This window comes from Mesorhizobium sp. P2_C5_2, from assembly GCF_056404535.1.
The window spans coordinates 577,580-598,294 of record NZ_JBFUDV010000003.1; the positions used below are offsets into that span (position 1 = coordinate 577,580).

Consider the following 20,715-nt stretch of genomic DNA (forward strand, 5'->3'; position numbering starts at 1 on the left):
CTCTGATTCAGGTCATGCGGCAAAAACCAAGCGCGTGCGGAAGGCGCTCCGCCTCGTCAGTCTCCGTCGTCTTGAGCCGGCTTAGCCGACCGACAGATTGACGGCCTTCGGACCCTTGCCGCGCTTGTCCGGCTCGGTGTCGAATGTCACTTTCTGCCCATCCTCCAGACCGGGAAGACCCGACGCCTGCACGGCGGAAATATGGACGAAGACATCCTTCTGCCCGTCGTCCGGCGTGATGAAGCCGAAGCCTTTGGCATGATTGAAGAATTTGACGGTGCCGGTCTGCGGCATGGGAAGCTCCCTTTGATCCCATAAAGTCCAGTTTTCGGGCCGGCAAATGCCCGAAGGGAAATTTGTCCTTTATTTTAGCGCCATCGGCAAGAGAAAGTTTTGGCGAGCCCGGCAACGGTCAAGGGGGCTCAAATAGATCATTGCAGCGAAGACAATTCGCGCCAGACGATCGCTCTGGCGGTCAGCCCTTCGATGAACGGGTCGAGCGTCCTTTGCCCCCGGCAGCGGCGGACATGAAAAAGGCGCGACGGGAAACGTCGCGCCTTCGAAATCTCTGGGACGGCTGACAAAGCCGGTTCAGCACGCTTAAAGTGCTTCTTTCGCGCGTCCTGGCGGGCGCGCGGGCACCGCCGGTTCAGGCCGCGCGGAGATTGACCGCCTTCGGACCCTTGCCCATGCGGTCGGGTTCAACGTCGAAGGTGACCTTCTGGCCGTCGACGAGGGTACGCAGGCCCGAAGCCTCGATCGCGGAAATGTGGACGAACACATCCTTGGCGCCGCCGTCGGGCGTGATGAAGCCGAAGCCTTTGGTCGCGTTGAAGAATTTAACGGTGCCGGTCTGGGCCATTGGGGAAACTCCTTCACCCGTGTCAGTCTTGTGGTTTGCCCGCCGCCTGGCATCGTGGGCAAGTCCCGGTGGTTGCTTCGGCAGTCCTGCATTCGCGCATGGTAAAACCCCCCGCCGAAAACGGGGCCGTCAGAGATTCACAGTATCGGGGAAAGGTCGTCCAAAACGTTCCGCTCTCCGGGTCGCAAATGCCCGAACACAAAATTTATCGCACGGAAACGTGATAGTTGCAAGATAGCGCCGCGGGCCGCGCCCATCGACGCATCCCAACGCAGGCGCTTCGATAAACCCGGCCCCGTTGGCGGTCATCAGCCAGAGCCCGACCACGCATGGTCCAGCGGGCTGGTCCAGGGCTGCAACGATGCGGGGGCGAGGCATCGCGCGGCGCTGGCGCGCCGCAAACGGGGGTTGCATTCGGCAAGGGAATGACGAGGATCGACAGGCGCGTTTTGCGCCGGGACGGGGGTCTCGAGGGAGGCATATTCATGAGATTTCTTGCGACGATCTTCTCGCGCCAGGGTTTTACCATTCTCTTCCTGTCGGGTCTTCTTGCGGCCTGCACCGTCGTCGTCGATGACGGGCCGGGACCACGCCCGCGGCCGCCACGGCCGGAACCGGAATTCTGCACCAGGGAATATGAACCGGTCTGCGCGCGGCGCGGCGGCGACCGCCAGACCTTCGCCAATGCCTGCCTCGCGGAGCGCTCGGGTTACCGCATCGTGCGCGACGGCCCTTGCCGTGACGGTGGCGGCGGCGGTGGCAGCGAAGAGCCGACGTTCTGCACCCGCGAATACGCGCCTGTCTGCGCCCGCCGGCATGGCGAGCTGCGCACCTTCCCCAATGCCTGTGAGGCTCGTGCCGCGGATTATCGCGTCGTCGACAACGGTCCCTGCTGAGTGGGCGCAAAACGGGGCGAGACCAGTGACTCGCCCCGGGCGATGGATTGCCGCGCCAGCGCCGAGGCCGGGAAGGGAATGATGAGACGAGCGCTTACGGTTGCGCGTGGATCAAATCGGAGTGGCTGCCTACGCCGAATACGCCCCATCGGCGGGGCCGGCATAAAGCTCACTGCCGTCCTCGTCGCAGATGCGCAGGCGGTCGGGGATTTGCGGCATGGCCAGGCTATGGAACAGCGCGGTGGCGCCCTGAAGGGCGGCGCGAAGGTTCGGCGCGTCCAGCGATACCTTGTCGAGCGTGGCTTCGTCAGTGTTGCGCGAGCGGTAGAACTCGATGAAGAACGTCAAGCAAGCCTCCGTTGCAGAGCTTTGCGCGAGATCGTCAGTCCATTGCCGACAGGCACACGAGGCGCCCGGGCTGGTCAGCCCTTCGACTTCGGCTTCAGGCTGTTCTCGGCCTGCTTGACCGCGGAACCGAACGGGGAGGCGGCCTTGGCCACCACCTTGTCTTTCTTGGGCTTGCGCGTTTCGCGGTTGCTGCGCTGCTGACCCTTGGCCATCTTTGTCTGCTCCTCGTAGGTGTTGGGTGGGCGCGGTGTCAGATGGCCGGCTTGTCAGTAACAACCGGATCAGCCACTTCGAGATTGTCTTCCGTGGTGACCCGCTCATAGGTCTCCTGCTCGCTGCGGATACGGTATTGCGGCGAGCCGTCCTTGACCGGCAACCTGCTCTTGATCTGAAACAGCTCGGCGGTCTTCTGAGTCAGGCCGCTGTGGCTTTTCATGCGCACGGTCTGGCCGATGGCGAAGAGGTGCGAGGGCGTGTCGGTGCGCGGACGCGCATTCTGCTGGAAGCGGATCATGCTGCGTTCTCCTGGTCGCGCCTCAGCGCTGTTTCGAGTTCGAGGTAGTCGATGGCGATAAGCTGGCTGGTGGTCGGGTTCTTCACCGCCCTTGCCGGCAAATGGATGAAGGTGGCGACGCGACGCCAGGCAAGCCGCGACATGCCCTCGATCAACTCTTCATCGTGATCGATGTCATAGTCGCCGGCAGGCAGTTGCCCTTCCAGCCCGCCGAGCGCGAAGGGCGCCGCGAAATGGGCAATGGAATGGGTGGTGCGTTCCGACATTGGCTTGGCTCTGGTTCCGCCCGGACGCGGGGCAAATGCGCTGTACGCCACTGTGCCGGCAATTTCAGATATTGGATTTGGAATGAGTTTGGCGGGTCGAGAACTTCTGACGCCGCGATATGCCAAGCTTGGCCCAAAAACTATCGTATAACTCATAACCTTAAGCGGTGGCTTGTTCAAGATAATTTCGGTCTCGATTCGGAAGAATTGAAAATTTGTCGGATGCAAATCTTGGATAAAACTGCTATGACGTAATCATATCCACAAATTATTTATCGATGGTGCGCCGGAATAATTGTCCTGCCGCCGAGTTTTATTTTTATTGAAAGGCCGAAAACTATGAGATTCATGAAAACGCCGGACGGCCCAGCCATAACCATCGCGCCAATCGTTGCGTTCCCGAAAGCCCTCTCTGTGCGCCTGACGATAAGGAGCGATGAAGCGGCGCGGCGCAAGATCGCCGACACCGACGGAACGCTGCGGCGGGAGCGCCAGCTTGCCGAAAGCAACCGTCTGATTTGACCGGGCGAGCTTTGTCATGACCTGCAGCGCCGCGCGCTCGCTGGACACCCCCGCAGCACTTTGATTTTGCGCACCGGACCGAACACCACCCGGCCGCGATCTGCCCTTGAATCTGTCTCGTCCATGCCTTAGGTCCGGCAAGCAGACAAACACGGCAGGTTTCCCATCAACAGAGATCAAAGAAGAGCGGCGGGTGCAGGAGCTGGCGGACAGCCGCCGCTGGGCCTCGACCAATATGTGCAGCAGGCGCTGCAGCTGCACCAGGCTGGGCGCCGGCAGGAGGCCGAGACGCTCTACCGGCAGGTGCTGGCGCGCAAGGCCAATCATGCGGCGGCGGCGCACTTCCTGGGCTTGCTGCTGCACCAGACCGGGCGCAGCGCCGAAGGGCTGGAGCTGATCGAGCAGTCGGTGCGTCTGCAGCCGAAGAATCCCGATTTCCTCAATAATCTCGGCACGGTGATGCGCGATCTCGGCCGCGTTGCCGCAGCCGCCGATTTTTTCCGCGGCGCGGTCGATCTGAAGCCCGACCAGCTCGCGGCACGCGATAATCTGGGTTCCGCGTTGAAACAGCTCGGCCAGTTCGAGGCGGCCGAAACGATGTATCGCGGCACGGTCGGGCGCAATCCTTTCCATGTCCGCGCGCGCATCGGGCTTGCCGAAACGCTGCAGGAAGCCGGGCGCCTGGACGAAGCGCTGGCAACGTTCCGCGAGGCGCTGACGATCCGGCCCAAGGATGCCGACCTGTTGCATGGGCTCGGCGTCGGGCTGATGGAAAAAGGCAAGCTCGATGAAGCGGCCGACCTGTTCCGGCAGGCGCTGGCGATCACGCCAGGCATGGCCAAAGCCTGGCTGATGCTGACGCAGGTCAAGCGCCAGAAGGAGCGTGACGCCGAACTCGCCGGCATGGAGGCACAGCATGCCAAGGCGCCAGCCGACAGCCTGGCGCGCATGCAACTCTCCTTCGGTCTCGGCAAGGCCAATGACGATTTGAAGGATTATGACAGGGCCTTCGACTATTTCGCCGAAGGCAATGCCATCCGCCGCAAGGGCATCGACTATGATCCCGTCAGGACGCGCGCCGAATTCGAGGCGATGAAGACGGTGTTCGACGCCGGCTTTTTCGAAAAGCACAAGCCGAGCCCGATTTCCAATGACACGCCGATCTTCGTCGTCGGCATGCCGCGCTCCGGCACAACGCTGGTCGAGCAGATCATCGCCAGCCACAGCCAAGTCTACGGCGCGGGCGAGCTCAGCATTTTGAAGACCGCGGTCGGCAAGCAGTTTCCGACAAATATGCCCGGCGGCTTCCCCTGGGGACTGGTGGATGCGCCCGACGCGGAGTTTGCCGAGGCAGGCCAAGCCTATCTCGACATGCTGCATGCCCGCTATCCCAACTTCAGGCATGTCACCGACAAGATGCCCGGCAACTTCCTGCTCATCGGCTTCATCCACATGATGCTGCCGAAGGCGAAAATCATCCATTGCGCACGCGATGCGGCGGCGACCTGCCTTTCGATCTACAAGGTGCATTTCCGCGGCGACAGCCACCGCTACGGCTATGATCTCGGCGAACTCGCCGACTTCCACAATCTCTACGCCGACATCATGGCGCACTGGCGCAGCGTGCTGCCCGGCATCGTCCATGATGTGCGCTACGAGGATTTCGTCGCCGACCAGGAGGGGCAGACGCGGGCGCTGATCGCGCATCTCGGCCTGCCCTGGGACGACAAGGTGCTGTCGTTCCACGAGACCGATCGTCCGGTGCGCACGGCTTCGGCCGCGCAGGTGCGCCAGCCGATGTATCAGGGTTCGGTCGATCTCTGGAAGCGCTATGGTGACAGGCTGAAGCCGCTGTTGGACAAGTTGGCCTGAGGCGGGGCTACAGTTCCATGAAGGGCTGGAAGCCGCCGAAGATCATGCGCTTCATATCGAAGGGCATGGGGCCCCAATCGGGTGTCAAACGCGGGTCGGCCATCACTTTGGCCATGACGGCATCACGGCTCTCCCGCGATTCATAGACGGCCCAGGAGAAGACCACGATCTCGTCCTCCTTTGCCTGAACGGCACGCGGAAATGACGTCAACTCGCCATAGGGTACGTCGTCGCCGATACATTCGACATAGGCGAGCGCGCCGTGTTCCATCCATATCGGGCCTGCGAGGTTGGCCAGCTTCTTGTAGTCATCGAGATTTGCCTTGGGCACGGCGAGCACGAAACCATCGACATAGGACATAAGGTTCTCCTTGGAGTGTCTCAAAAAGCAGCCTCACCGGCGCCAGCCGGTGAGGGACTTCGTCGTTGACGATGGTCAGCCTTTCTTCGCCGGTGCATTCATTGCCCATTCGACACCGAAGGGGTCACGCATGTTGCCCCACTGGTCGCCCCAGAACATGAGCTGGAGCGGCACGGCGACTTCGCAGCCGGCATCGACAGCGCGCTTCCACCAGCCATCGATTTCGTCGGCGCCGAGATGGAGCTGCATGGTGTAGCCCTGCGGCTTGACGGCGGGCATGCCGTTTTCCGGGTAGAAATCGGAAATCATCAAGGTCGAGCCGTTTATGTGGAGATGGATGTGCATGGTGCGGCCCTGGTCGTCCGGCGGATAGAAGAACACCTGCTCGGCGCCAAAGGCCTTCTTGTAGAATTCGGCGGCCTTGAAGGCGCCGTCCAGTTGCAGATAGGGGGTCAATCCACCGAGAACTTTTGCGGCCGGCTGAACGGGGGTCTGGTCGGTCATGTCTTGCTCCTCTTTGGGTTTGGTCTGGGCGCTTGATCTGGTCTTGCGAACCCTAGGACGAACGAGGTGGGGGCAATCCTACATGGCCGATGCGATTTTTTGGCGTGAAATGAAGTTGCGTCGGCGGCCCTCAATCAGAGCGCAATTCTCGCAGCCCGCAGGCTAGAAAAGGGGACTGCCTTTTCAACCGTCGAGACGACCATGATCCTTTACTACCAGACCCACTCGCCCTTCGCGCGCAAGGCGCTCGTCTTCGCCCATGAGGTCGGCATCGCCGATCGGCTCGAGGTCATTCATCACGAGACGAGCCCGACCTGGCGCAATGCCCATGTCTACGCTGAAAACCCGCTCGGCAAGGTGCCGGTGCTGCTGCGGCCGGATGCGTCGCCGATCTTCGATTCCGATGTCATCTGCGCCTATCTCGACACGCTGCATGCCGGCCGCAAATTGCTGCCGCCTGATGGCGAGGCGCGCTGGCAGGCGCTGCAGCTGCAAGCAGTCGCTCAAGGGTTGGCGCAGACGGGCATCGCCTTGCGCTGGGAGACGGAAAGGCGGCCCGAACAACTGCGCTACGGCGCCCTTGTCGAAGGCTACCGGGAAAAAATCGAGGCGAGCTACGACTGGATCGAAAGCACGCTGGACGACGAGGCGCCGCTGCATGTCGGCCACATAGCGCTCGCCACCACTTTGTCCTGGATGGCGTTCCGCCAGCTGCCGTCGTTTGGCGCGCGGGTGCGGCTGACGCGCTGGTTCGAGGCGTTCGAAATGCGCGGATCGATGCAGGCGACGCCGCTGTCGGGCGATACGCATGACTGAGCAATGGTCGCCCCGCGGCGGCCTGCATCGATATTTCCCGACCGCATGGTCAGGGCGCCCTGCAGATCCGCGGACCGTCTTGCGCGTCGACGACGGTTCCCGGCCAGCCGATATCCTTGCGCAGTTCGATCGGCAGGGACAGCAGTTCCCGCTCGCTGCGATGGCGGGCGCGGTTCTGTGCGTAACGGGTGGCGACGCGGCCTATGGATGACAAAATGGACATGATGCTTTCTCCTCAGATGAAGCCGGCATCATCGTGTCGGCATCCCAAGGACGCAGCAGATTCAGGCGATCCGACAGAGCGCTGAAATTATTTTGCTGCAAAATTTGATATCCCATTCAGACGCCGCCGAATGCGCCTACGCAACCTTGAGCGTCGGGATGGCTGAAACATCAACTTCACGCTCCGCATGCCAGGCATCGAAAGCCGCCTGCATCCGAAGCCAGATCGCGGCGCCGTCGCCGAACAGCTTCCCAAGGCGGGCAGCCACAGCCGGCGAAACCGGTTTCTTTTCGCGGATGATGTCATAGAGCTGCTGTCGGGAGATCCCGAGCAGATTTGCGATTTCCACCTTGGTCTTTCCAGTTGCCGGGATAATATCCTCAAGCAGCGCTCCCGGGTGGGAGGGACAACGCTCAATCGGACGCGTCGGCTCGTGCACGGTCATAAGTCGAACTTCTCCAATCTGGCCGCCTCAGTGGTACTGCTCGAAATCGACGCGGGCGGCGTCCATGCCGTCGAATTCAAATGTGATGCACCACGGGCCATTGACGTGGACCGTGTAGCGGATGGGATCGAAGCCTTTCAGCGGGTGGAAGTCGAAGCCGGGGAGGTTCATCTCCTCCGGCTTCTCTGAAGCTTCCAGGCGGTCAAGCCGGACAAGAATGCGCTTGTGCATCTTGGCGTCGATCTTGCCGGTTTTCCCGGTTTGAAAGAGGTCCGACAGCGCCCTATTCTTGAAGGACTTAATCATGACGTATGTAAACATACTGCTTACATAAATCAAGGGCCTGTAAGCAAATAATTTACAGACGGATTGATCATCCATAAGCCCATCGAGCGTCGATCCTTCACCCTCAACCGTCTGGTTCAGCCACCGAGCGGAAGAAATCCTCGGGGTCTTCGACTTCCGTCAGCCGCCGCTTGTCGATCAGCCAGAAGCGGTTGCCTATCGCGCGGATGAAGGAACGGTCGTGCGAGGCGAGCACGCAGCTTGCCTGGTGCTTGAGCAACTCATCCTCCAGCGCTTCCTGGCCGTCGATGTCGAGATGATTGGTCGGCTCGTCGAGCAGGTAGAAGTTGGGGTTGGCGAGCCGGAGCGCCAGCATCATCAGCCGCGCCTTCTGGCCGCCAGACAGCACGCCGATCTTCTTCTCCTGCATCTCGATGACCACGCCGGCGCCGGCAAGCAGTGAGCGGGCGCGCTGTTCGCCGACATCGTAGCGGCGCGAGACCATGGCCAGCGGCGTGTCGTCGCCACTGATGCCGGCCAGCGCCTGGTCGCTGTAGCCGAGCACCGTCGACGGCGTCACCTTGACGTCCGGCACTGTGTCTGGCTCGGCGATGGCGTTGCGGATCAGATTGACGAAACGCGACTTGCCGACGCCGTTGCGGCCGAGCAGCACGATGCGGTCGCCCTGGCAAATGTGGCGCTTGCCGGTCTTGAACAACAGCGTACCGTCGGGCGTTTCCACCACTGCGTCGTCGAGCGTGATCAGCACCTTGGCGTGGGTGCCGCGGTTCGCCAGCCTGATCGCGCCGGCCGATTTCTCGCGATGCGCCGGGTTCGCCGCCTCTTCGAGCTTCTCCGCTCGTTCCCTGAGTTGCTTGGTCTTCACCGTCAAAAGGTCACTGCCGGAATTGATGCCGATGTTGTTGAGCTTGGCGGCCTGCTTGCGCAACTGCTGGGCGACTTTCATGTCGCGCTCGAACCGGCGCGCCATCGAAGCGTCCAGTTCATCCAGCGCCTGCCTTGCCCGCGAATAGGGCAGCGCAAACACCGGCGATTCCTCAGGGCGCAGGAACAGCGTGCGGTTGGTGGAAGCGTCGAGGAACGCGCGGTCATGGCTGGCGATCACCACCGGCACCTCGCGCGGCAGCGAGTTCAGCCAGCTTTCCAGCTGGCTGATCTTGGCGAGGTCGAGATGGTTGGTCGGCTCGTCGAGTAGCAGCACGTCGGGGTCGGTAACCCAGACACGGGCGATCAACGCCAGCCTCTGCCAGCCGCCGCTCAGCGCCCGCATTTCCCGCTCGCGCATCGGCCCGGGCACATCGAGCGAATCCAGCACCACGTCGACCCGCCACATCTCGCTGTCGGCCTGTTCCGGCGGCAAGGCATCGGCCACCACCTGATGGAAGGTGCGGCCGAGAAGGGCAGGGCGGACCGACTGCTCGACATGGCCGACGCGCAGCCCGCGCGTGCGGGTGATGTCGCCGGAGGTCGGCTCCATCCCGCCGGTCAGGCATTTGAGCAAGGTCGACTTGCCACGGCCGTTGGCGGCAACGATGCCGAGCCGATCGCCGGTGCCGATGGTGAGGTCGAGATTGGAAAACAGCGGCGCACTCATGGTGACGCCGAGGGATTTGAGGCTGATCAGGGCCATTGTGATTTCTCTGGTCTTGCCGGAGACAACTCCGGATGCACTTTGACGGTGTGCGTGCAGGCCATCAGGCTCAGCGTTGCGCACCACGAAGGGCAGACCAAAAAATCGAAGCGGGAAAAAACCCGTGATGTCCCTGGTCAGCCCTGCAAGCGAACTCGCAGGGCGGAAATCGGGCCACGCTGACGATGGTGACGAAAAAACGTAAACACGTGAGCCCTCCTTTCAAGACAAGACGATTGAGTGTGCGGGAGCGATTACACCAAAGGCGGGGTTTGTGGCAAGTGGGCGGTCAGGGCGGAGCGCTGCAGCTGCCAATCTCCCTCCTCGTGGGGGGGAGATGTCCGGCAGGACAGAGGGGGGGCGCTGTCCCGCCAGTGTTTTGAATGAACTACTTTCCTGGCCTGCCGGTCTTGCCCGGCCGCCGCTTTTCACGACGCGCGTCACCTGGGTCTTCGTAAGAGCCGATGCCGGCGCGTTGACGGACGATTGGTTTGCTGGAATCGCCGCGATCCTTCGCGCCCCCCTCTGTCCTGTCGGACATCTCCCCCACTTGGGGGGAGATTGGCTGGGGCTTGGCCGGCACTTTTCCTTCGACCGGTTTTTCCGTCCGCCGCACCGTCATCTCGTCCAGCGAATTCTTCTTGAACAGCGGTTTTGTCGGATCGCCCGGTATGCCGAAGTCGGAGCCGTGCGCCTCTTGCGCCGACTGTTTCTTGAACAGCGAACGCGACACCGCGCCTGACGGTGTCGTCATGTCGGTGCCAGGGCCCATATTGTCGATCGACGGCTTGGCAAACAGCGGCTTCTTTACCGGCACCGCGCCATCGGCGCCCATCTCGTCGAGCGCCGGCTTGCGGAAGAGGTTGGACCGGGCAGCCCTGGCCGCCTCTTCGGCGGCACGGGCCTCGTCGAACTTGCGGAAACGCTCCTGTTCCTCCGCAGTACGATGCTTGGCCACGCCCTTGTTGTGCTTGCCCTTTTCGCGGCCGGACACCGGGCTTTCCATGTCGGCATATTTGGCCAGCGGGTCTTCCGAGATCGACAGCTCCATCTCGCGAAGCCGCTTGATCTCGTCGCGGATGCGGGCTGCCTTCTCGAAGTCGAGATTTGCGGCGGCGTCGCGCATCTGTTTTTCCATGGCGTCGAGATGGGCCTTGAGATTGTTGCCCATCATGGCGCCGGCGCTGTCGGTGAACTGCGAGATATCGGCGCGGACATGGTCCTTTTCATAGACCGAGTCCAGAATGTCGGAGATGCGCGACTTCACCGATTCCGGCGTGATGCCGTTAGCGGCGTTCCACTCCATCTGCTTTTCGCGGCGGCGGTTGGTCTCGGCCATCGCCCGCTCCATCGAGCCGGTGATCTGGTCGGCATAGAGGATGACCTTGCCGTCGACGTTTCTGGCGGCGCGGCCGATGGTCTGGATCAGCGACGTCTCGGAGCGCAGGAAGCCCTCCTTGTCGGCATCGAGAATGGCGACGAAGCCGCATTCGGGAATGTCGAGACCTTCGCGCAACAGGTTGATGCCGACCAGCACGTCGAAAGCGCCGAGGCGCAAATCCCTAAGGATCTCGATGCGCTCCAGCGTGTCGATGTCGGAGTGCATGTAGCGGACGCGGATGCCTTGCTCGTGCAGATATTCGGTCAGGTCCTCGGCCATGCGCTTGGTCAGCACCGTCACCAGCGTGCGGTAGCCGGCGGCCGTGGTGTCGCGGATTTCGCCGACGACATCGTCGACCTGGCTCTTGGCCGGGCGCACCTCGACCGGCGGGTCGATCAGGCCGGTCGGGCGGATGACCTGCTCGGCGAACACGCCGCCGGACTGCTCCATCTCCCAGCCGCCGGGCGTCGCCGAAACCGCGACCGAAAGCGGGCGCATGGCATCCCATTCCTCGAAGCGCAGCGGACGGTTGTCCATGCAGGAGGGCAGGCGGAATCCGTACTCCGCCAGCGTCGCCTTGCGGCGAAAGTCGCCGCGATACATGCCGCCGATCTGTGGCACGGTGACGTGGCTTTCGTCGACGAAGACCAGGGCGTTGTCGGGGATATATTCGAACAGGGTTGGCGGCGGATCGCCGGGCTGGCGTCCGGTGAGATAGCGCGAATAATTCTCGATGCCGGCGCAGGAGCCGGTGGCTTCCAGCATCTCCAGGTCGAAGCGGGTGCGCTGCTCCAGCCGCTGCGCCTCCAGCAGACGGCCAGCCTTTTCAAGCTCTTGCAGGCGCTGCTTGAGTTCTTCCTTGATCGACTTGATGGCTTGATTCAAGGTCGGGCGCGGCGTCACGTAATGCGAGTTGGCGTAGATCTTGACGCTTTTCAGCTCGCCGGTCTTCTGGCCGGTGAGCGGGTCGAATTCGGTGATGGCCTCGATCTCGTCGCCGAACATCGAGATGCGCCAGGCGCGATCTTCAAGGTGGGCCGGGAAGATCTCGATCGTGTCGCCGCGCACGCGGAACGAGCCGCGGACGAAGTTGATGTCCTGGCGCTTGTATTGCTGCGCGACGAGATCGGCGAGCAGCGCGCGCTGGTCGAGCCGGTCGCCGATCTGCATCTGGAAGGTCATCGCCGTATAGGTCTCGACCGAACCGATACCGTAGATGCAGGACACCGAGGCGACGATGATGACGTCGTCGCGCTCGAGCAGCGAGCGCGTCGCCGAATGGCGCATGCGGTCGATCTGCTCGTTGATCGAGGATTCCTTCTCGATAAAGGTGTCGGTGCGCGGAACGTAGGCCTCCGGCTGGTAATAGTCGTAGTAGGAGACGAAATACTCGACGGCGTTATCCGGAAAGAATTTCTTGAACTCGGAATAGAGCTGCGCGGCCAGCGTCTTGTTGGGTGCCAGGATCAAGGCGGGGCGCTGTGTCTCCTCGATGACCTTGGCCATGGTGAAGGTCTTGCCGGAGCCGGTGACGCCGAGCAGCACCTGGGTGCGGTCGTTGTTGTCGACGCCTTCGACCAGATCCTTGATGGCGGTAGGCTGGTCGCCGGCGGGCTCGAAGTCCGACACCATCTTGATGGCGATGCCGCCTTCGGATTTCTCCGGGCGGGCAGGGCGGTGCGGCGTCCACAGCACGCCGTCCTTGTGCAGCGGATTGCCGGATTCGATCAGCGCCGATAGCGCCGCAACCGTCGCGGTGACGCTGCCCGAGGCCATGGTCTCCGCATCTTCGAGCGAGATGTCGATGCCGGCGACCGGATTGAGGCCGGCTGCCGTGCGTTCACGGGCCGTGGCCGCGCCGCCCATCGAGGTGCCGCGCGAACTCCGGCCGGGCGCGGCAGAGCGCTCCGGGATTTTTTTCGCCGCCTTTGGCGATTTGCCGCCGTCACCTTTGCCGGCGAGGCGCCCTTCCTTCTCGGCTTCCTGCTCGATCTGCTCGGCCCAGTCCGCAATCGAGCCGCTCAGCGGCGCGCCGGTGAAGTCGGCCTGCGGCGCCTCGGCAAAGCCGCCCTTGTGCAACGGCTCCGAGGCATCGAGGAAATCGGTCAGCGGACTGCGCCGTTTGGGCGGCGAAGCGCTGTTGTCACCCGCCGTCGAGGGCGTCTTTTTACCGGGGAGTTTGGCCATGCCCTGAATATGGGCAGAGTCCGCCAAAATGGAAAGGGTGCAGTGGTGACGGGCCCCACCCGCCCCGAGGCTGCTGACACAAGGGTGTCAGGAGCTGTGGTGTGAGTGCCCCTGCGTCTGCCCTCAATTGAACCACAGCGCAAAGGTCAAAAACCCGGCGCCGCCGAACTGGCGTTGGATCTGGTCGAACTCGTCGCTGGTCAGGATCTTGCCGCTCTCGAGATAGGGCGCAATGGCCGGGCCGGTGATCGACAAAACCAGGTCGAAATTTTTCGGCTCCTCGAAGAAGCGCTTCATGTTGATGCCCTTGTCGGCGATGCGGAAATGCGGCAGCAGCACGCGACCTTCGAGCAGGTCCTCGGCCATCGTCAAGGCGGCAAGCCAAGCCTGCACCTGTTCTTCGCCGACTTCGAGGCCGGTCAGGGGGTTGGCGCCCTTCTGCTGCGGGCCGGGCAGCCATTCGCGGTCATTGTCGGTCTCGGTGCGGATCGCCTTCCAGTCCTCGCGTGACAGCCGGATCATCTCCAGCAGATGGCGGCGCGCCGCCTGCCGGCGCTCGGGCTCGATCACCGGCCAGTTGACGAGGTGCACCAGCGAGATGAAGTCGGCAATGCGCCATTCGGAGGCCAGCATGCCGCCGCCGGTGCCGCCGTCCAGCGGGACGAGAATGTCCTGCAGCGGCAGCTTGGCGTGCGGGAACAGCATGTGGAACGAGCCGTCGAACATGGTCCTGAAATCATGCGCCAGCCAGAAATCGGCTTGCGCCATCAGGAACTCGGCATAGCCCTGCAGCCAGTAACCGTCGGCACGGTCGAAGCGGAAGGCGAGCGCCGGCGCGGTATCGTCGGGCGCGATGCCGCCGCGCGACAGCGAGGCCATGATGGCGGCCATGCTTTCGTCAGGCGCGATGTTGCCGTCCTCGTTGAGGTCGATGCCGACAAGGGTGAGGTCGATGACCATGCCGATATCGGCATCCGCCGGCACAGAGCCCAGCGTGGCGGCGGATTTCTCCAGCCGGTCGCGGAAAGCGACCAGAATGGCGCGGAACTGTTCATAAGTCAGCGGTTCGGGACTGGGATTGTCGGGAACCGGAAGCCGCATCAGCGGCAGCATGAAGGATTGCGGGCTGTCGAAACCGTGCCGGTGCAGGCCGCCGGCCAGGATTTCCAGCGCGGTGAAGAATTCGCCGGCGCCGGCGGCATAGGCCGCTGCCGGATCGGCTGGTGCCGCAGACTCGAGCGTGGTGAGCGCGGTGTTGCGCTCGGCCACGGTCTTGGCCTCGAACAGCGCGGTTGCTGCTTCGGGCACTGCTGCGGATGCGGCAGACAGCGGCAACAACAGAAGGAGGGCCAACAGGCTTGCCATTCGTGTCATCTCATTCCTCCACTATGCGACTGCACGGAGATTACACGCATTTGGCGCCGTGTCTGCCGGCGGCAGTGTTTCAAGGACTGACGGTCGACACTTCCCGGGCAGACCGTCTACACAAGGCAAACGATTGGGCGTCGCGTGTCGAACTATCCGCTTTCCTACAAACTGTCATGGTTGCCGCGCTTCCTGAAGCCGTCGCTCGGTGGCGATGTCAGGGACTTTGCACCGATTGCGGCCACAACCATCATCGATTCGCCGCCGGCGCGGAAGGTGCGGCTGGCTTTCGTCGGCGACATTTCGGCGGTGGCCAACCGCAGCCCGCCGGAGTGCGATCCAATGATCGCAAAGCTCTTGGGATCGGCCGATCTGGTGATCGGCAATTGCGAAAGTCCGGTCGTGGAGCGGCCGAGCGTGGCACTCGGCACGCGGCTCGGCACGCACCATGCGATGAGCGAGCGGTTTCTTGCCGAGGCACTTACCGCCGTCGGTATCGCGCGCGAAAAACTGGTGCTGTCATTGGCCAACAACCATGTGCTCGACCAGGGTATTGCCGGTTTTGAAGAGACGATTGCGGCGCTGAAACGGCTCGGCATCCGCACCATCGGCTCCGCAAAAAGGGGACCGGTCGAGCAGGTCAAAGCCGGGCCACTGACGATCGGCTTTGCCGCCTTCACACTGTGGCGCAATGGCGACGCCGGGCCATTCACCGAGCTTGTGTCGATGCAAAGCGATCCGGCGGCATGGCCAAAAGGCGCGGCCGACAGGAACATCGATCTCACCTGCGCCATTCCGCACTGGGACTGGGAGTTCCGGCATTTTCCGCAGCCGCAGACGCACGCGCTGGCGAGGTTGCTTGCCGCGCATGGCGTCGGGCTGATCGCCGGACACCATGCCCATGTTCTGCAGCCGGTGCAGTGGGTCGGCAAGACGCTTGTCGCCTATGGGCTCGGCGACTTCCTCGGCACGGCGCTGGCGCGCCAGCCATGGCCCGGCCGCATCGGCGGCATTTTCGTCGTCGATGTCAGCGCCGATCTCGGCAAGCGCGGCGCCATTGCCGGCTACCGGATACATCCCTTCATGCGGCTGCGCGCCAGCGGGCATGAACGGTTGATGCCGGTCGAGGCGCTGGCAGGCCGGATGAAGGGCAAGGTCGAGACCCGGCTGAAGGCTATCTTCGGCGATTGACGACTTTCCGGTAAAAGCGGCTATCATGGGCGAGTTCAGGCTTGCGAGGGGGCGATGGAAACAGCGGATTTCATGCCTGATGAAACGGTGGTCGCCGGCATCAGAAAAAACATCGAAGCCTATGAGGCCGGACGTGCCTCGGCCTACCGCCAGGTGCGCTGGCGGGTGCCGGTGTTTTTGGGGCTGCTGCTGGTTTTTGTGGTGCTGGTGGCCTGGCTGTTCAACAAGGTCGCCGACTTGAACGAGCAGTGGTTCTCGACGCCGCATGTGTTCCTCTATGTCGGCGGTTTCTTCGCGGCGCTGCTGCTCTATTTCCTGGCGATGAAGCCGGCGGCGCGGCTGCAACAATCGTTCCGCGACACGCTGCTGCCGATCATCTTCGGCTTCATCAGGGATGTGCGCTATCAGCACAGCGTGACGCCGAATTCCTTCGACCGGCTGCCGCGCGCGGTGGTCGGCGCCTTCAACCGGCAGAGCTTCGATGACATCGTGTCAGGCCGCTACGAGGAGTTTCCGTTCGAGCTTTACGAGGCGGAGTTGCGCCAGGGCACGGGCAAAGGCTCGTCGACGGTCTTCAAGGGCGTCATCGTCGCCTTCGAGACGATCACGCCATTTCCCGGCACATTGGTGGCGACGCGGCGCAGCAATGCGGTCGTCGGTTTCTTCCGTGGCATCTTCGCCGGCAAGATGCAGGAGCTGTCGAGCGGTGATCCGCTGCTCGATGGCGACTATGAATTCCGTACCGACAATGTCGCCGCCGCCCAACCGCTGGTGAGCGGCCGGCTGGCGCAGGCGCTGAAATGGCTGAATGAGACTTGGCGCGATGATCCGGCGCGGGTGGCGCTCAACGGCAGCGACGGTTTCCTGCTTTTGCCGCAGCCGAAGAACTTTTTCGAATTGCCCGCCATTTCCGTGCCCCTCGACTACACCAGCCATATTGCGCCAATGATCGCCGATATGGGCGCGATCCTGGCGACGGCGGCGCTGGTGCGCAAGATCGGCGCGACGGATGGCAAGGTTCAGCCAGGCTGACGCGCATCAGCAGTCGAAACCGTAATTCTGGCGATAATAGTCGGCTTCTTCCTTCGATATCGTCTTAAAGAGAACGCAGACGGTGAAGCTGCCGACCTGGCGGCCGTTCCTGGTGTAGCCCCAGTCGGAAATATCGTCCCGGGTGAATTCGAGTTCCTGGCCGGCAGTCACGTTGTGCACTGCCTGCGGCTCGTTCGCCAATGTTCCCACAAAGCCGGTTGCTGTCTTGTGGAAGGGGATGATCCAGAAATGCTCCGAAGTGTCTCCGTCCTTGACCTCGACCTTCAATTTGTAGTCGGTGGTTCCGGCTGGTGGCGCTTCCGACAAGGACAGGAATTCATCGAGGCTGGCACGCGCCTGCGCAATGGCGGCCGTCATATCCGGATCGTCCCTGGCGACGTTGACGACCTTGTCGTCGCCCTGGCCGGTTCCTTGCGCCCAGCCCGGCATCGGCGCCAGGGCCAGCATCAGGGACAGCATGGTGCGAACGGCATGCTTCATGAAATGGCGCTCCTTCGTTCTGATGCCTGACACCATCATGCATCTATCTGGAGTTTTCAACGGCAGTGCGACACTGTGGTATTGGCCCGAACGGCGCGCCGCTCACAACCCGCTCGGCACCAGCCCTGCCAGCCAGTTCGCCGACCGCTTGGCTATGCCGACCGTTGCCGATGCGGCACGGCCGAGGTCGGTCTTGACCACGGCATAGCCGTTCTTGGTGCGGTAGAGCATGCCGGTTCCGCCATCGACCACTTGCTCGTAGGCGACGGGCCGGGCTGCTGCTGCTTCCATGGCCGTTGTCGGCGAGCCGACGGGAACGCTCGGACGATGGCTCAGTTCCGGCGGCAATGGGCTTTCAGATTGAACGCTCCGGCTGGCCGGCTTCAGTTCCGGGCGGGATGCGGTCGCTGCCAGCTGCGAAGAGGACGCCGAACCCTTGGTGCGGCAGATGCCGGAGACCAGCGGATAATCGAAGTTCTTCTGGTGCAGCATCTGGCTTTTCATCGCCGCTTCGCAGTCGGCGATGGTCGTCCACTTCGCCGGCGTCTCGCCGATATATTCGCAAAGCTTGGCGTCGCAGTCGCAGCCGACGATGGTCATGGCGACAAGGGCGGTCTTGATCACGGTCTTGTCCTCGGATTGCCCCCCGGCAACCACCCTTCCATCGCGTGCGAACAAGGCGGGATTTTGGCCACGGTCGCACAATGAGCCAGGCGATACGTTTTCGAGACCAGCACACTATAGGTGGATTTCGAAACGCCCGGGAGCAGATGGGGTGGCGGCAATGTGCATTTGCTGAAAGAATCTCAAAATAAATATTGTCGGCTATGGCAATGACAACTGTTTCTTGGCGCGGTTTTCTACTACGATACTGATGGGCGATACAACAATTTCAGAAGGGTTTGTCATGGGAAGAATTGTCCGGTCCGCTGAGCCTGGCGTGGCGGTTTCGAGAAGGAACCCGACGCTTGAGGGCATTCAAGGCGGTGCTCCGCTCGAAGACGACGAAGGCGGGCAAAACGGTCAAGGCCAGACAAACCCGAAAGAGGGTGACGGCTATCTCGACCGGGTGGCAAAATATGTGCCCGCTGAAGTCGTGGCATTCTTCATCTTCGTCAACTCCATCCTCGACAACGCGGCCGAGGAGCCGGTCGCCAAAGCATTGGCGAAGGCGCTGGACGACAAATCCACCGACGTTCCCGGCGCGGTGCGAGCCGCCATCGATGGCGTCGAAATGGCCGGCTTCAGCATCTGGACCATTTCATGGATTATGTTGATCATCGCGCTGGCAATGACGCCGGTGTACCTGAAATCGGTGAGCGATGCTGCCGACAATGCGGAGGCTCCCGGCGCCAACATCGTCATGTCGATGCTCGCTTTCCCGTTCTGGGCTTATGCCGTCGACGCGCTGGCCTTCAGACCATGGCATGACGGGGCGCTGGCCAGCATCATGCTGGCGACCTTCACGATCATCAGCGGCGCCATACGGCCGGAATATATCAACGCTGCCCTCAAATTGATCCCGGGCATCGGGCCAAAGAAATAGGCCGGCGTGGAGGCCCGCCTCGTCGCGGTACGGCAGTCGCGGCTTCAATAGTCGTAGACATGTTCCAGCCTGGCGCCGGCCATCAGCAGCGCCGGCAGCACAAGGTGCAGCTTGCGCACGGCGACGATCAGTCCGGTGCGGTGGGTGGCCGGATCGACCGGGATCGGCTGGCTGAACAGCGCGCGGGCGCCCTCGGGCGGCGCAAGCTCGGCCGCTGACAGCATGGTGATCATGATCTGGTCATTGCCGCCGATCTCGACAAAGGACACGCCTCTGTCGATCAGCCGGGGGATCATGTCGGTGAACGGCTGACCGCGCCTGGTGATGAAGATGGTGCCGTCGGTGCCGAAATCGCGCTCCAGCAAAGTGTCGGCTTCTTCACGCGTCGCTTCGCCGACCGGCCCCTTGGCCCAGACATGGATGTCGAGCGAGGCCGGGTCGGAGGGCGTGCCGAGTGCGCCGATCACATAGGCGGAGCCCTGCTTGACCGTGTCGGCGAAGCCGAAGGCGAGCTTGCGCTCGCCGCTGCGCACCGCCCCATCGCCGGGTGAGGGCTGCACGGCAAACAGGCCGGCGCGCTTTTCGGCGTAAGGGAATTGGTACCATGATGACTGACCGAGAAAGCCGGCATAGTCGGCCGCCGCTTTGGCCTGGTAGATGTCGGTGGCGGTACGCTTGCCAGCGGTGGCCTCGGTGATGCGGCCGACCGTGTTCTCATAGGCCCACTGCAGCGCGTAGCCGAGCGTGTAGCCGGTGCCGGTGATGAGCGGCATCAGCTGGTCGTCATAGTTGAATTTCTCGGCGGAACTGGCGCGCAGGATCGTGGTATAGTCCTGCCAAAACTGGCCGATGTAGGACCAGTAGGGGAAGCCGCTGGGCTGATCCTTGGCGACGAAGCCGGCATAGTCTCGAGCGGCAAGGACGGTCGCCCATTCGGGGTAGGCAAGGAAGGTCGATGTTCCCGGCCGCTGGTAGCCCGCAATCTCGGCGCGGACCTTGTCGGCCAGCGCCTTGGGCGGAGCGCCGCCGGCAACACCGGCAAGCGGTTTCGGCGACGATGTGGTCAAGAAGCCGTAGGCGAGGCCGGCGATCGGGACCAGCACTGCAATGACGACCAGCCAAAGGATGGTCCTGACGATGCGCTTCAGCCAGCGGAGCAGGAGCATGGCCGGTCAGGCCGAGGCAGGACAGCAGCGTCGGTGCGGAATGCGGGTGGCGGCCGGCTTCCGGATCAGCGTCATGAAGTATCCCCCTTCAAACGACACTGGACGGTAGCCGATTTTACCGAGGGTTGCAGCCCCGGCTGGAAAGGTGTGTGGCGGAGGCCCAAAAGACAGTCGGCGCCGGGATTTCTCCCAGCGCCTCCCTGTCAGATCAGGACACGGTCGCGGCAGCAACTTCCGTAAAGTCGTCGCGCCATGCCGGCCTTGATTTTGACGGTCCTGCCAGTCACCACCCGAGGGCAGTGCCCGTTCCAGACCACGCCGTTCTCCACCCTTGCGAGCTTCGCTCAGCGCGCCATCGAAGGTTTTTGCCGTCCTTCATGGCAGCATCGGTCCGCCGTTGGCGTTCGCACGCTTTCCGCGGCCCCGTAGGTCTCGGCATCCGTCCCTCGAACAGGCAAGCCTGCTCTCGCTTCGGGCCGTACGGGCCTCAGGAAATCCGCCTTTTCGCTTTGCCTTTCGGCGTGGCGATCGGTAGCCGCCTGAGATGGGTTAAACTTACGCCGGGTAAGGGTTTTGGGGAATGGGCGCGAGCCTGTGGATAACGGGATTATCGGGGATCGTTTGCCGCGAACCTCTGAATTCTTGCGACTGCTGCTTTAGACAGCCTTCCCGCTTTTTGACACTTCAATCGGCTGCGCCCCTTGCTCCGGCGGTCGCCACGGGTTTCAATGCCGGCAAAGGACTTTGCGGCCACCACGTCCCGCCGTCCTTTTGGGGAGGC

At 62.6% G+C, this 20,715-nt stretch carries 24 protein-coding genes; 6 read left to right on the forward strand and 18 right to left on the reverse strand.

What is annotated here, in order from left to right:
* Window positions 1-81: 81 nt before the first annotated feature.
* Complete coding sequence (locus AC1D1B_RS14140) at window positions 82-294, reverse strand: cold-shock protein (RefSeq protein ID WP_112561038.1); 213 nt, start codon at window positions 292-294, stop codon at window positions 82-84.
* Window positions 295-649: 355 nt separating this feature from the next.
* Entirely contained in the window at window positions 650-862 is a 213-nt protein-coding gene (locus tag AC1D1B_RS14145) for a cold-shock protein (RefSeq protein WP_006202520.1), read from the reverse strand.
* Window positions 863-1,347: 485 nt separating this feature from the next.
* On the opposite strand from AC1D1B_RS14145, the gene AC1D1B_RS14150 reads away from it, so the two are divergent.
* Window positions 1,348-1,758 (forward strand): Kazal-type serine protease inhibitor domain-containing protein, encoded by a 411-nt coding sequence (locus AC1D1B_RS14150; protein WP_477268529.1) that lies wholly within the window; start codon window positions 1,348-1,350, stop codon window positions 1,756-1,758.
* A gap of 129 nt (window positions 1,759-1,887) precedes the next feature.
* Here the strand turns inward: AC1D1B_RS14150 and AC1D1B_RS14155 are convergent, their stop codons facing one another.
* The 5 genes from AC1D1B_RS14155 to AC1D1B_RS14175 form a co-directional block, all read right to left on the reverse strand.
* Window positions 1,888-2,106 (reverse strand): hypothetical protein, encoded by a 219-nt coding sequence (locus AC1D1B_RS14155; RefSeq protein WP_477333063.1) that lies wholly within the window; start codon window positions 2,104-2,106, stop codon window positions 1,888-1,890.
* A 74-nt stretch (window positions 2,107-2,180) separates the two neighbouring features.
* Window positions 2,181-2,318: a hypothetical protein gene (locus AC1D1B_RS14160; protein ID WP_477268525.1), complete on the reverse strand. Its 138-nt coding sequence runs from the start codon at window positions 2,316-2,318 to the stop codon at window positions 2,181-2,183.
* Between the two features lie 38 nt (window positions 2,319-2,356).
* A complete protein-coding gene (locus tag AC1D1B_RS14165; protein ID WP_477268523.1) occupies window positions 2,357-2,620 on the reverse strand; it encodes a hypothetical protein in 264 nt (87 codons plus the stop codon).
* Window positions 2,617-2,886, reverse strand: a complete 270-nt coding sequence (locus tag AC1D1B_RS14170; protein WP_477268521.1) for a hypothetical protein — start codon at window positions 2,884-2,886, stop codon at window positions 2,617-2,619. The genes AC1D1B_RS14165 and AC1D1B_RS14170 overlap by 4 nt, the downstream gene beginning before the upstream one ends.
* Window positions 2,887-3,141: 255 nt before the next feature.
* Window positions 3,142-3,669 carry a hypothetical protein gene (locus AC1D1B_RS14175; protein WP_477333065.1) on the reverse strand — a complete coding sequence of 176 codons (528 nt, stop codon included), beginning with the start codon at window positions 3,667-3,669 and terminating at the stop codon, window positions 3,142-3,144.
* Between AC1D1B_RS14175 and AC1D1B_RS14180 the strand changes: the two genes are divergently transcribed.
* Entirely contained in the window at window positions 3,646-5,280 is a 1,635-nt protein-coding gene (locus tag AC1D1B_RS14180; protein ID WP_477333067.1) for a tetratricopeptide repeat-containing sulfotransferase family protein, read from the forward strand. The genes AC1D1B_RS14175 and AC1D1B_RS14180 overlap by 24 nt on opposite strands.
* A gap of 7 nt (window positions 5,281-5,287) precedes the next feature.
* Here the strand turns inward: AC1D1B_RS14180 and AC1D1B_RS14185 are convergent, their stop codons facing one another.
* Complete coding sequence (locus AC1D1B_RS14185) at window positions 5,288-5,641, reverse strand: DUF1428 domain-containing protein (RefSeq protein WP_477333069.1); 354 nt, start codon at window positions 5,639-5,641, stop codon at window positions 5,288-5,290.
* A gap of 75 nt (window positions 5,642-5,716) precedes the next feature.
* Window positions 5,717-6,145, reverse strand: coding sequence for a VOC family protein (locus AC1D1B_RS14190; protein ID WP_181058777.1), 429 nt, complete (start codon window positions 6,143-6,145; stop codon window positions 5,717-5,719).
* 201 nt (window positions 6,146-6,346) lie between these two features.
* On the opposite strand from AC1D1B_RS14190, the gene AC1D1B_RS14195 reads away from it, so the two are divergent.
* Entirely contained in the window at window positions 6,347-6,961 is a 615-nt protein-coding gene (locus tag AC1D1B_RS14195; protein WP_477333071.1) for a glutathione S-transferase family protein, read from the forward strand.
* A gap of 49 nt (window positions 6,962-7,010) precedes the next feature.
* Here the strand turns inward: AC1D1B_RS14195 and AC1D1B_RS14200 are convergent, their stop codons facing one another.
* The 6 genes from AC1D1B_RS14200 to AC1D1B_RS14225 all read right to left on the reverse strand — a co-directional run bounded on the left by AC1D1B_RS14200 (window position 7,011) and on the right by AC1D1B_RS14225 (window position 14,507).
* Window positions 7,011-7,184, reverse strand: coding sequence for a hypothetical protein (locus tag AC1D1B_RS14200; RefSeq protein ID WP_477333073.1), 174 nt, complete (start codon window positions 7,182-7,184; stop codon window positions 7,011-7,013).
* A gap of 136 nt (window positions 7,185-7,320) precedes the next feature.
* Entirely contained in the window at window positions 7,321-7,629 is a 309-nt protein-coding gene (locus AC1D1B_RS14205) for a HigA family addiction module antitoxin (protein WP_057143482.1), read from the reverse strand.
* Window positions 7,630-7,656: 27 nt separating this feature from the next.
* The gene (locus AC1D1B_RS14210; RefSeq protein WP_477333075.1) at window positions 7,657-7,935 is read right to left on the reverse strand and encodes a type II toxin-antitoxin system RelE/ParE family toxin; all 279 of its coding nucleotides are present in this window, start codon (window positions 7,933-7,935) and stop codon (window positions 7,657-7,659) included.
* A 103-nt stretch (window positions 7,936-8,038) separates the two neighbouring features.
* Window positions 8,039-9,565 carry an ABC-F family ATP-binding cassette domain-containing protein gene (locus AC1D1B_RS14215; RefSeq protein ID WP_477333077.1) on the reverse strand — a complete coding sequence of 509 codons (1,527 nt, stop codon included), beginning with the start codon at window positions 9,563-9,565 and terminating at the stop codon, window positions 8,039-8,041.
* Window positions 9,566-9,953: 388 nt separating this feature from the next.
* On the reverse strand, window positions 9,954-13,133 hold the full coding sequence (uvrB, locus tag AC1D1B_RS14220) for an excinuclease ABC subunit UvrB (RefSeq protein ID WP_477333079.1): 3,180 nt from the start codon (window positions 13,131-13,133) through the stop codon (window positions 9,954-9,956).
* Window positions 13,134-13,256: 123 nt separating this feature from the next.
* Complete coding sequence (locus AC1D1B_RS14225) at window positions 13,257-14,507, reverse strand: hypothetical protein (protein WP_477333081.1); 1,251 nt, start codon at window positions 14,505-14,507, stop codon at window positions 13,257-13,259.
* A 135-nt stretch (window positions 14,508-14,642) separates the two neighbouring features.
* On the opposite strand from AC1D1B_RS14225, the gene AC1D1B_RS14230 reads away from it, so the two are divergent.
* Window positions 14,643-15,689, forward strand: a complete 1,047-nt coding sequence (locus tag AC1D1B_RS14230; protein WP_477333083.1) for a CapA family protein — start codon at window positions 14,643-14,645, stop codon at window positions 15,687-15,689.
* Between the two features lie 54 nt (window positions 15,690-15,743).
* A complete protein-coding gene (locus tag AC1D1B_RS14235) occupies window positions 15,744-16,721 on the forward strand; it encodes a hypothetical protein (RefSeq protein WP_477333085.1) in 978 nt (325 codons plus the stop codon).
* 6 nt (window positions 16,722-16,727) lie between these two features.
* On the opposite strand, the gene AC1D1B_RS14240 is transcribed toward AC1D1B_RS14235, so the two are convergent.
* A complete protein-coding gene (locus tag AC1D1B_RS14240) occupies window positions 16,728-17,222 on the reverse strand; it encodes a YegJ family protein (RefSeq protein ID WP_477333087.1) in 495 nt (164 codons plus the stop codon).
* Window positions 17,223-17,324: 102 nt separating this feature from the next.
* A complete protein-coding gene (locus tag AC1D1B_RS14245; protein ID WP_477333089.1) occupies window positions 17,325-17,846 on the reverse strand; it encodes a hypothetical protein in 522 nt (173 codons plus the stop codon).
* Window positions 17,847-18,096: 250 nt separating this feature from the next.
* Here AC1D1B_RS14245 and AC1D1B_RS14250 point away from each other — a divergent pair, with 250 nt between their 5' ends.
* Window positions 18,097-18,768: a hypothetical protein gene (locus tag AC1D1B_RS14250; RefSeq protein ID WP_477333091.1), complete on the forward strand. Its 672-nt coding sequence runs from the start codon at window positions 18,097-18,099 to the stop codon at window positions 18,766-18,768.
* A gap of 44 nt (window positions 18,769-18,812) precedes the next feature.
* Here the strand turns inward: AC1D1B_RS14250 and AC1D1B_RS14255 are convergent, their stop codons facing one another.
* Window positions 18,813-19,934 carry a hypothetical protein gene (locus tag AC1D1B_RS14255; protein WP_477333093.1) on the reverse strand — a complete coding sequence of 374 codons (1,122 nt, stop codon included), beginning with the start codon at window positions 19,932-19,934 and terminating at the stop codon, window positions 18,813-18,815.
* Window positions 19,935-20,715 lie beyond the last annotated feature (781 nt).

Coding starts and splice junctions, on each gene's coding strand:
- AC1D1B_RS14140 (WP_112561038.1), bottom strand. CDS start 294: ATGCCGCAGACCGGCACCGTCAAATTCTTCAATCATGCCAAAGGCTTC.
- AC1D1B_RS14145 (WP_006202520.1), bottom strand. CDS start 862: ATGGCCCAGACCGGCACCGTTAAATTCTTCAACGCGACCAAAGGCTTC.
- AC1D1B_RS14150 (WP_477268529.1), top strand. CDS start 1,348: ATGAGATTTCTTGCGACGATCTTCTCGCGCCAGGGTTTTACCATTCTC.
- AC1D1B_RS14160 (WP_477268525.1), bottom strand. CDS start 2,318: ATGGCCAAGGGTCAGCAGCGCAGCAACCGCGAAACGCGCAAGCCCAAG.
- AC1D1B_RS14165 (WP_477268523.1), bottom strand. CDS start 2,620: ATGATCCGCTTCCAGCAGAATGCGCGTCCGCGCACCGACACGCCCTCG.
- AC1D1B_RS14170 (WP_477268521.1), bottom strand. CDS start 2,886: ATGTCGGAACGCACCACCCATTCCATTGCCCATTTCGCGGCGCCCTTC.
- AC1D1B_RS14185 (WP_477333069.1), bottom strand. CDS start 5,641: ATGTCCTATGTCGATGGTTTCGTGCTCGCCGTGCCCAAGGCAAATCTC.
- AC1D1B_RS14190 (WP_181058777.1), bottom strand. CDS start 6,145: ATGACCGACCAGACCCCCGTTCAGCCGGCCGCAAAAGTTCTCGGTGGA.
- AC1D1B_RS14195 (WP_477333071.1), top strand. CDS start 6,347: ATGATCCTTTACTACCAGACCCACTCGCCCTTCGCGCGCAAGGCGCTC.
- AC1D1B_RS14200 (WP_477333073.1), bottom strand. CDS start 7,184: ATGTCCATTTTGTCATCCATAGGCCGCGTCGCCACCCGTTACGCACAG.
- AC1D1B_RS14205 (WP_057143482.1), bottom strand. CDS start 7,629: ATGACCGTGCACGAGCCGACGCGTCCGATTGAGCGTTGTCCCTCCCAC.
- AC1D1B_RS14210 (WP_477333075.1), bottom strand. CDS start 7,935: ATGATTAAGTCCTTCAAGAATAGGGCGCTGTCGGACCTCTTTCAAACC.
- AC1D1B_RS14215 (WP_477333077.1), bottom strand. CDS start 9,565: ATGGCCCTGATCAGCCTCAAATCCCTCGGCGTCACCATGAGTGCGCCG.
- uvrB (WP_477333079.1), bottom strand. CDS start 13,133: ATGGCCAAACTCCCCGGTAAAAAGACGCCCTCGACGGCGGGTGACAAC.
- AC1D1B_RS14225 (WP_477333081.1), bottom strand. CDS start 14,507: ATGACACGAATGGCAAGCCTGTTGGCCCTCCTTCTGTTGTTGCCGCTG.
- AC1D1B_RS14235 (WP_477333085.1), top strand. CDS start 15,744: ATGGAAACAGCGGATTTCATGCCTGATGAAACGGTGGTCGCCGGCATC.
- AC1D1B_RS14240 (WP_477333087.1), bottom strand. CDS start 17,222: ATGAAGCATGCCGTTCGCACCATGCTGTCCCTGATGCTGGCCCTGGCG.
- AC1D1B_RS14250 (WP_477333091.1), top strand. CDS start 18,097: ATGGGCGATACAACAATTTCAGAAGGGTTTGTCATGGGAAGAATTGTC.
- AC1D1B_RS14255 (WP_477333093.1), bottom strand. CDS start 19,934: ATGCTCCTGCTCCGCTGGCTGAAGCGCATCGTCAGGACCATCCTTTGG.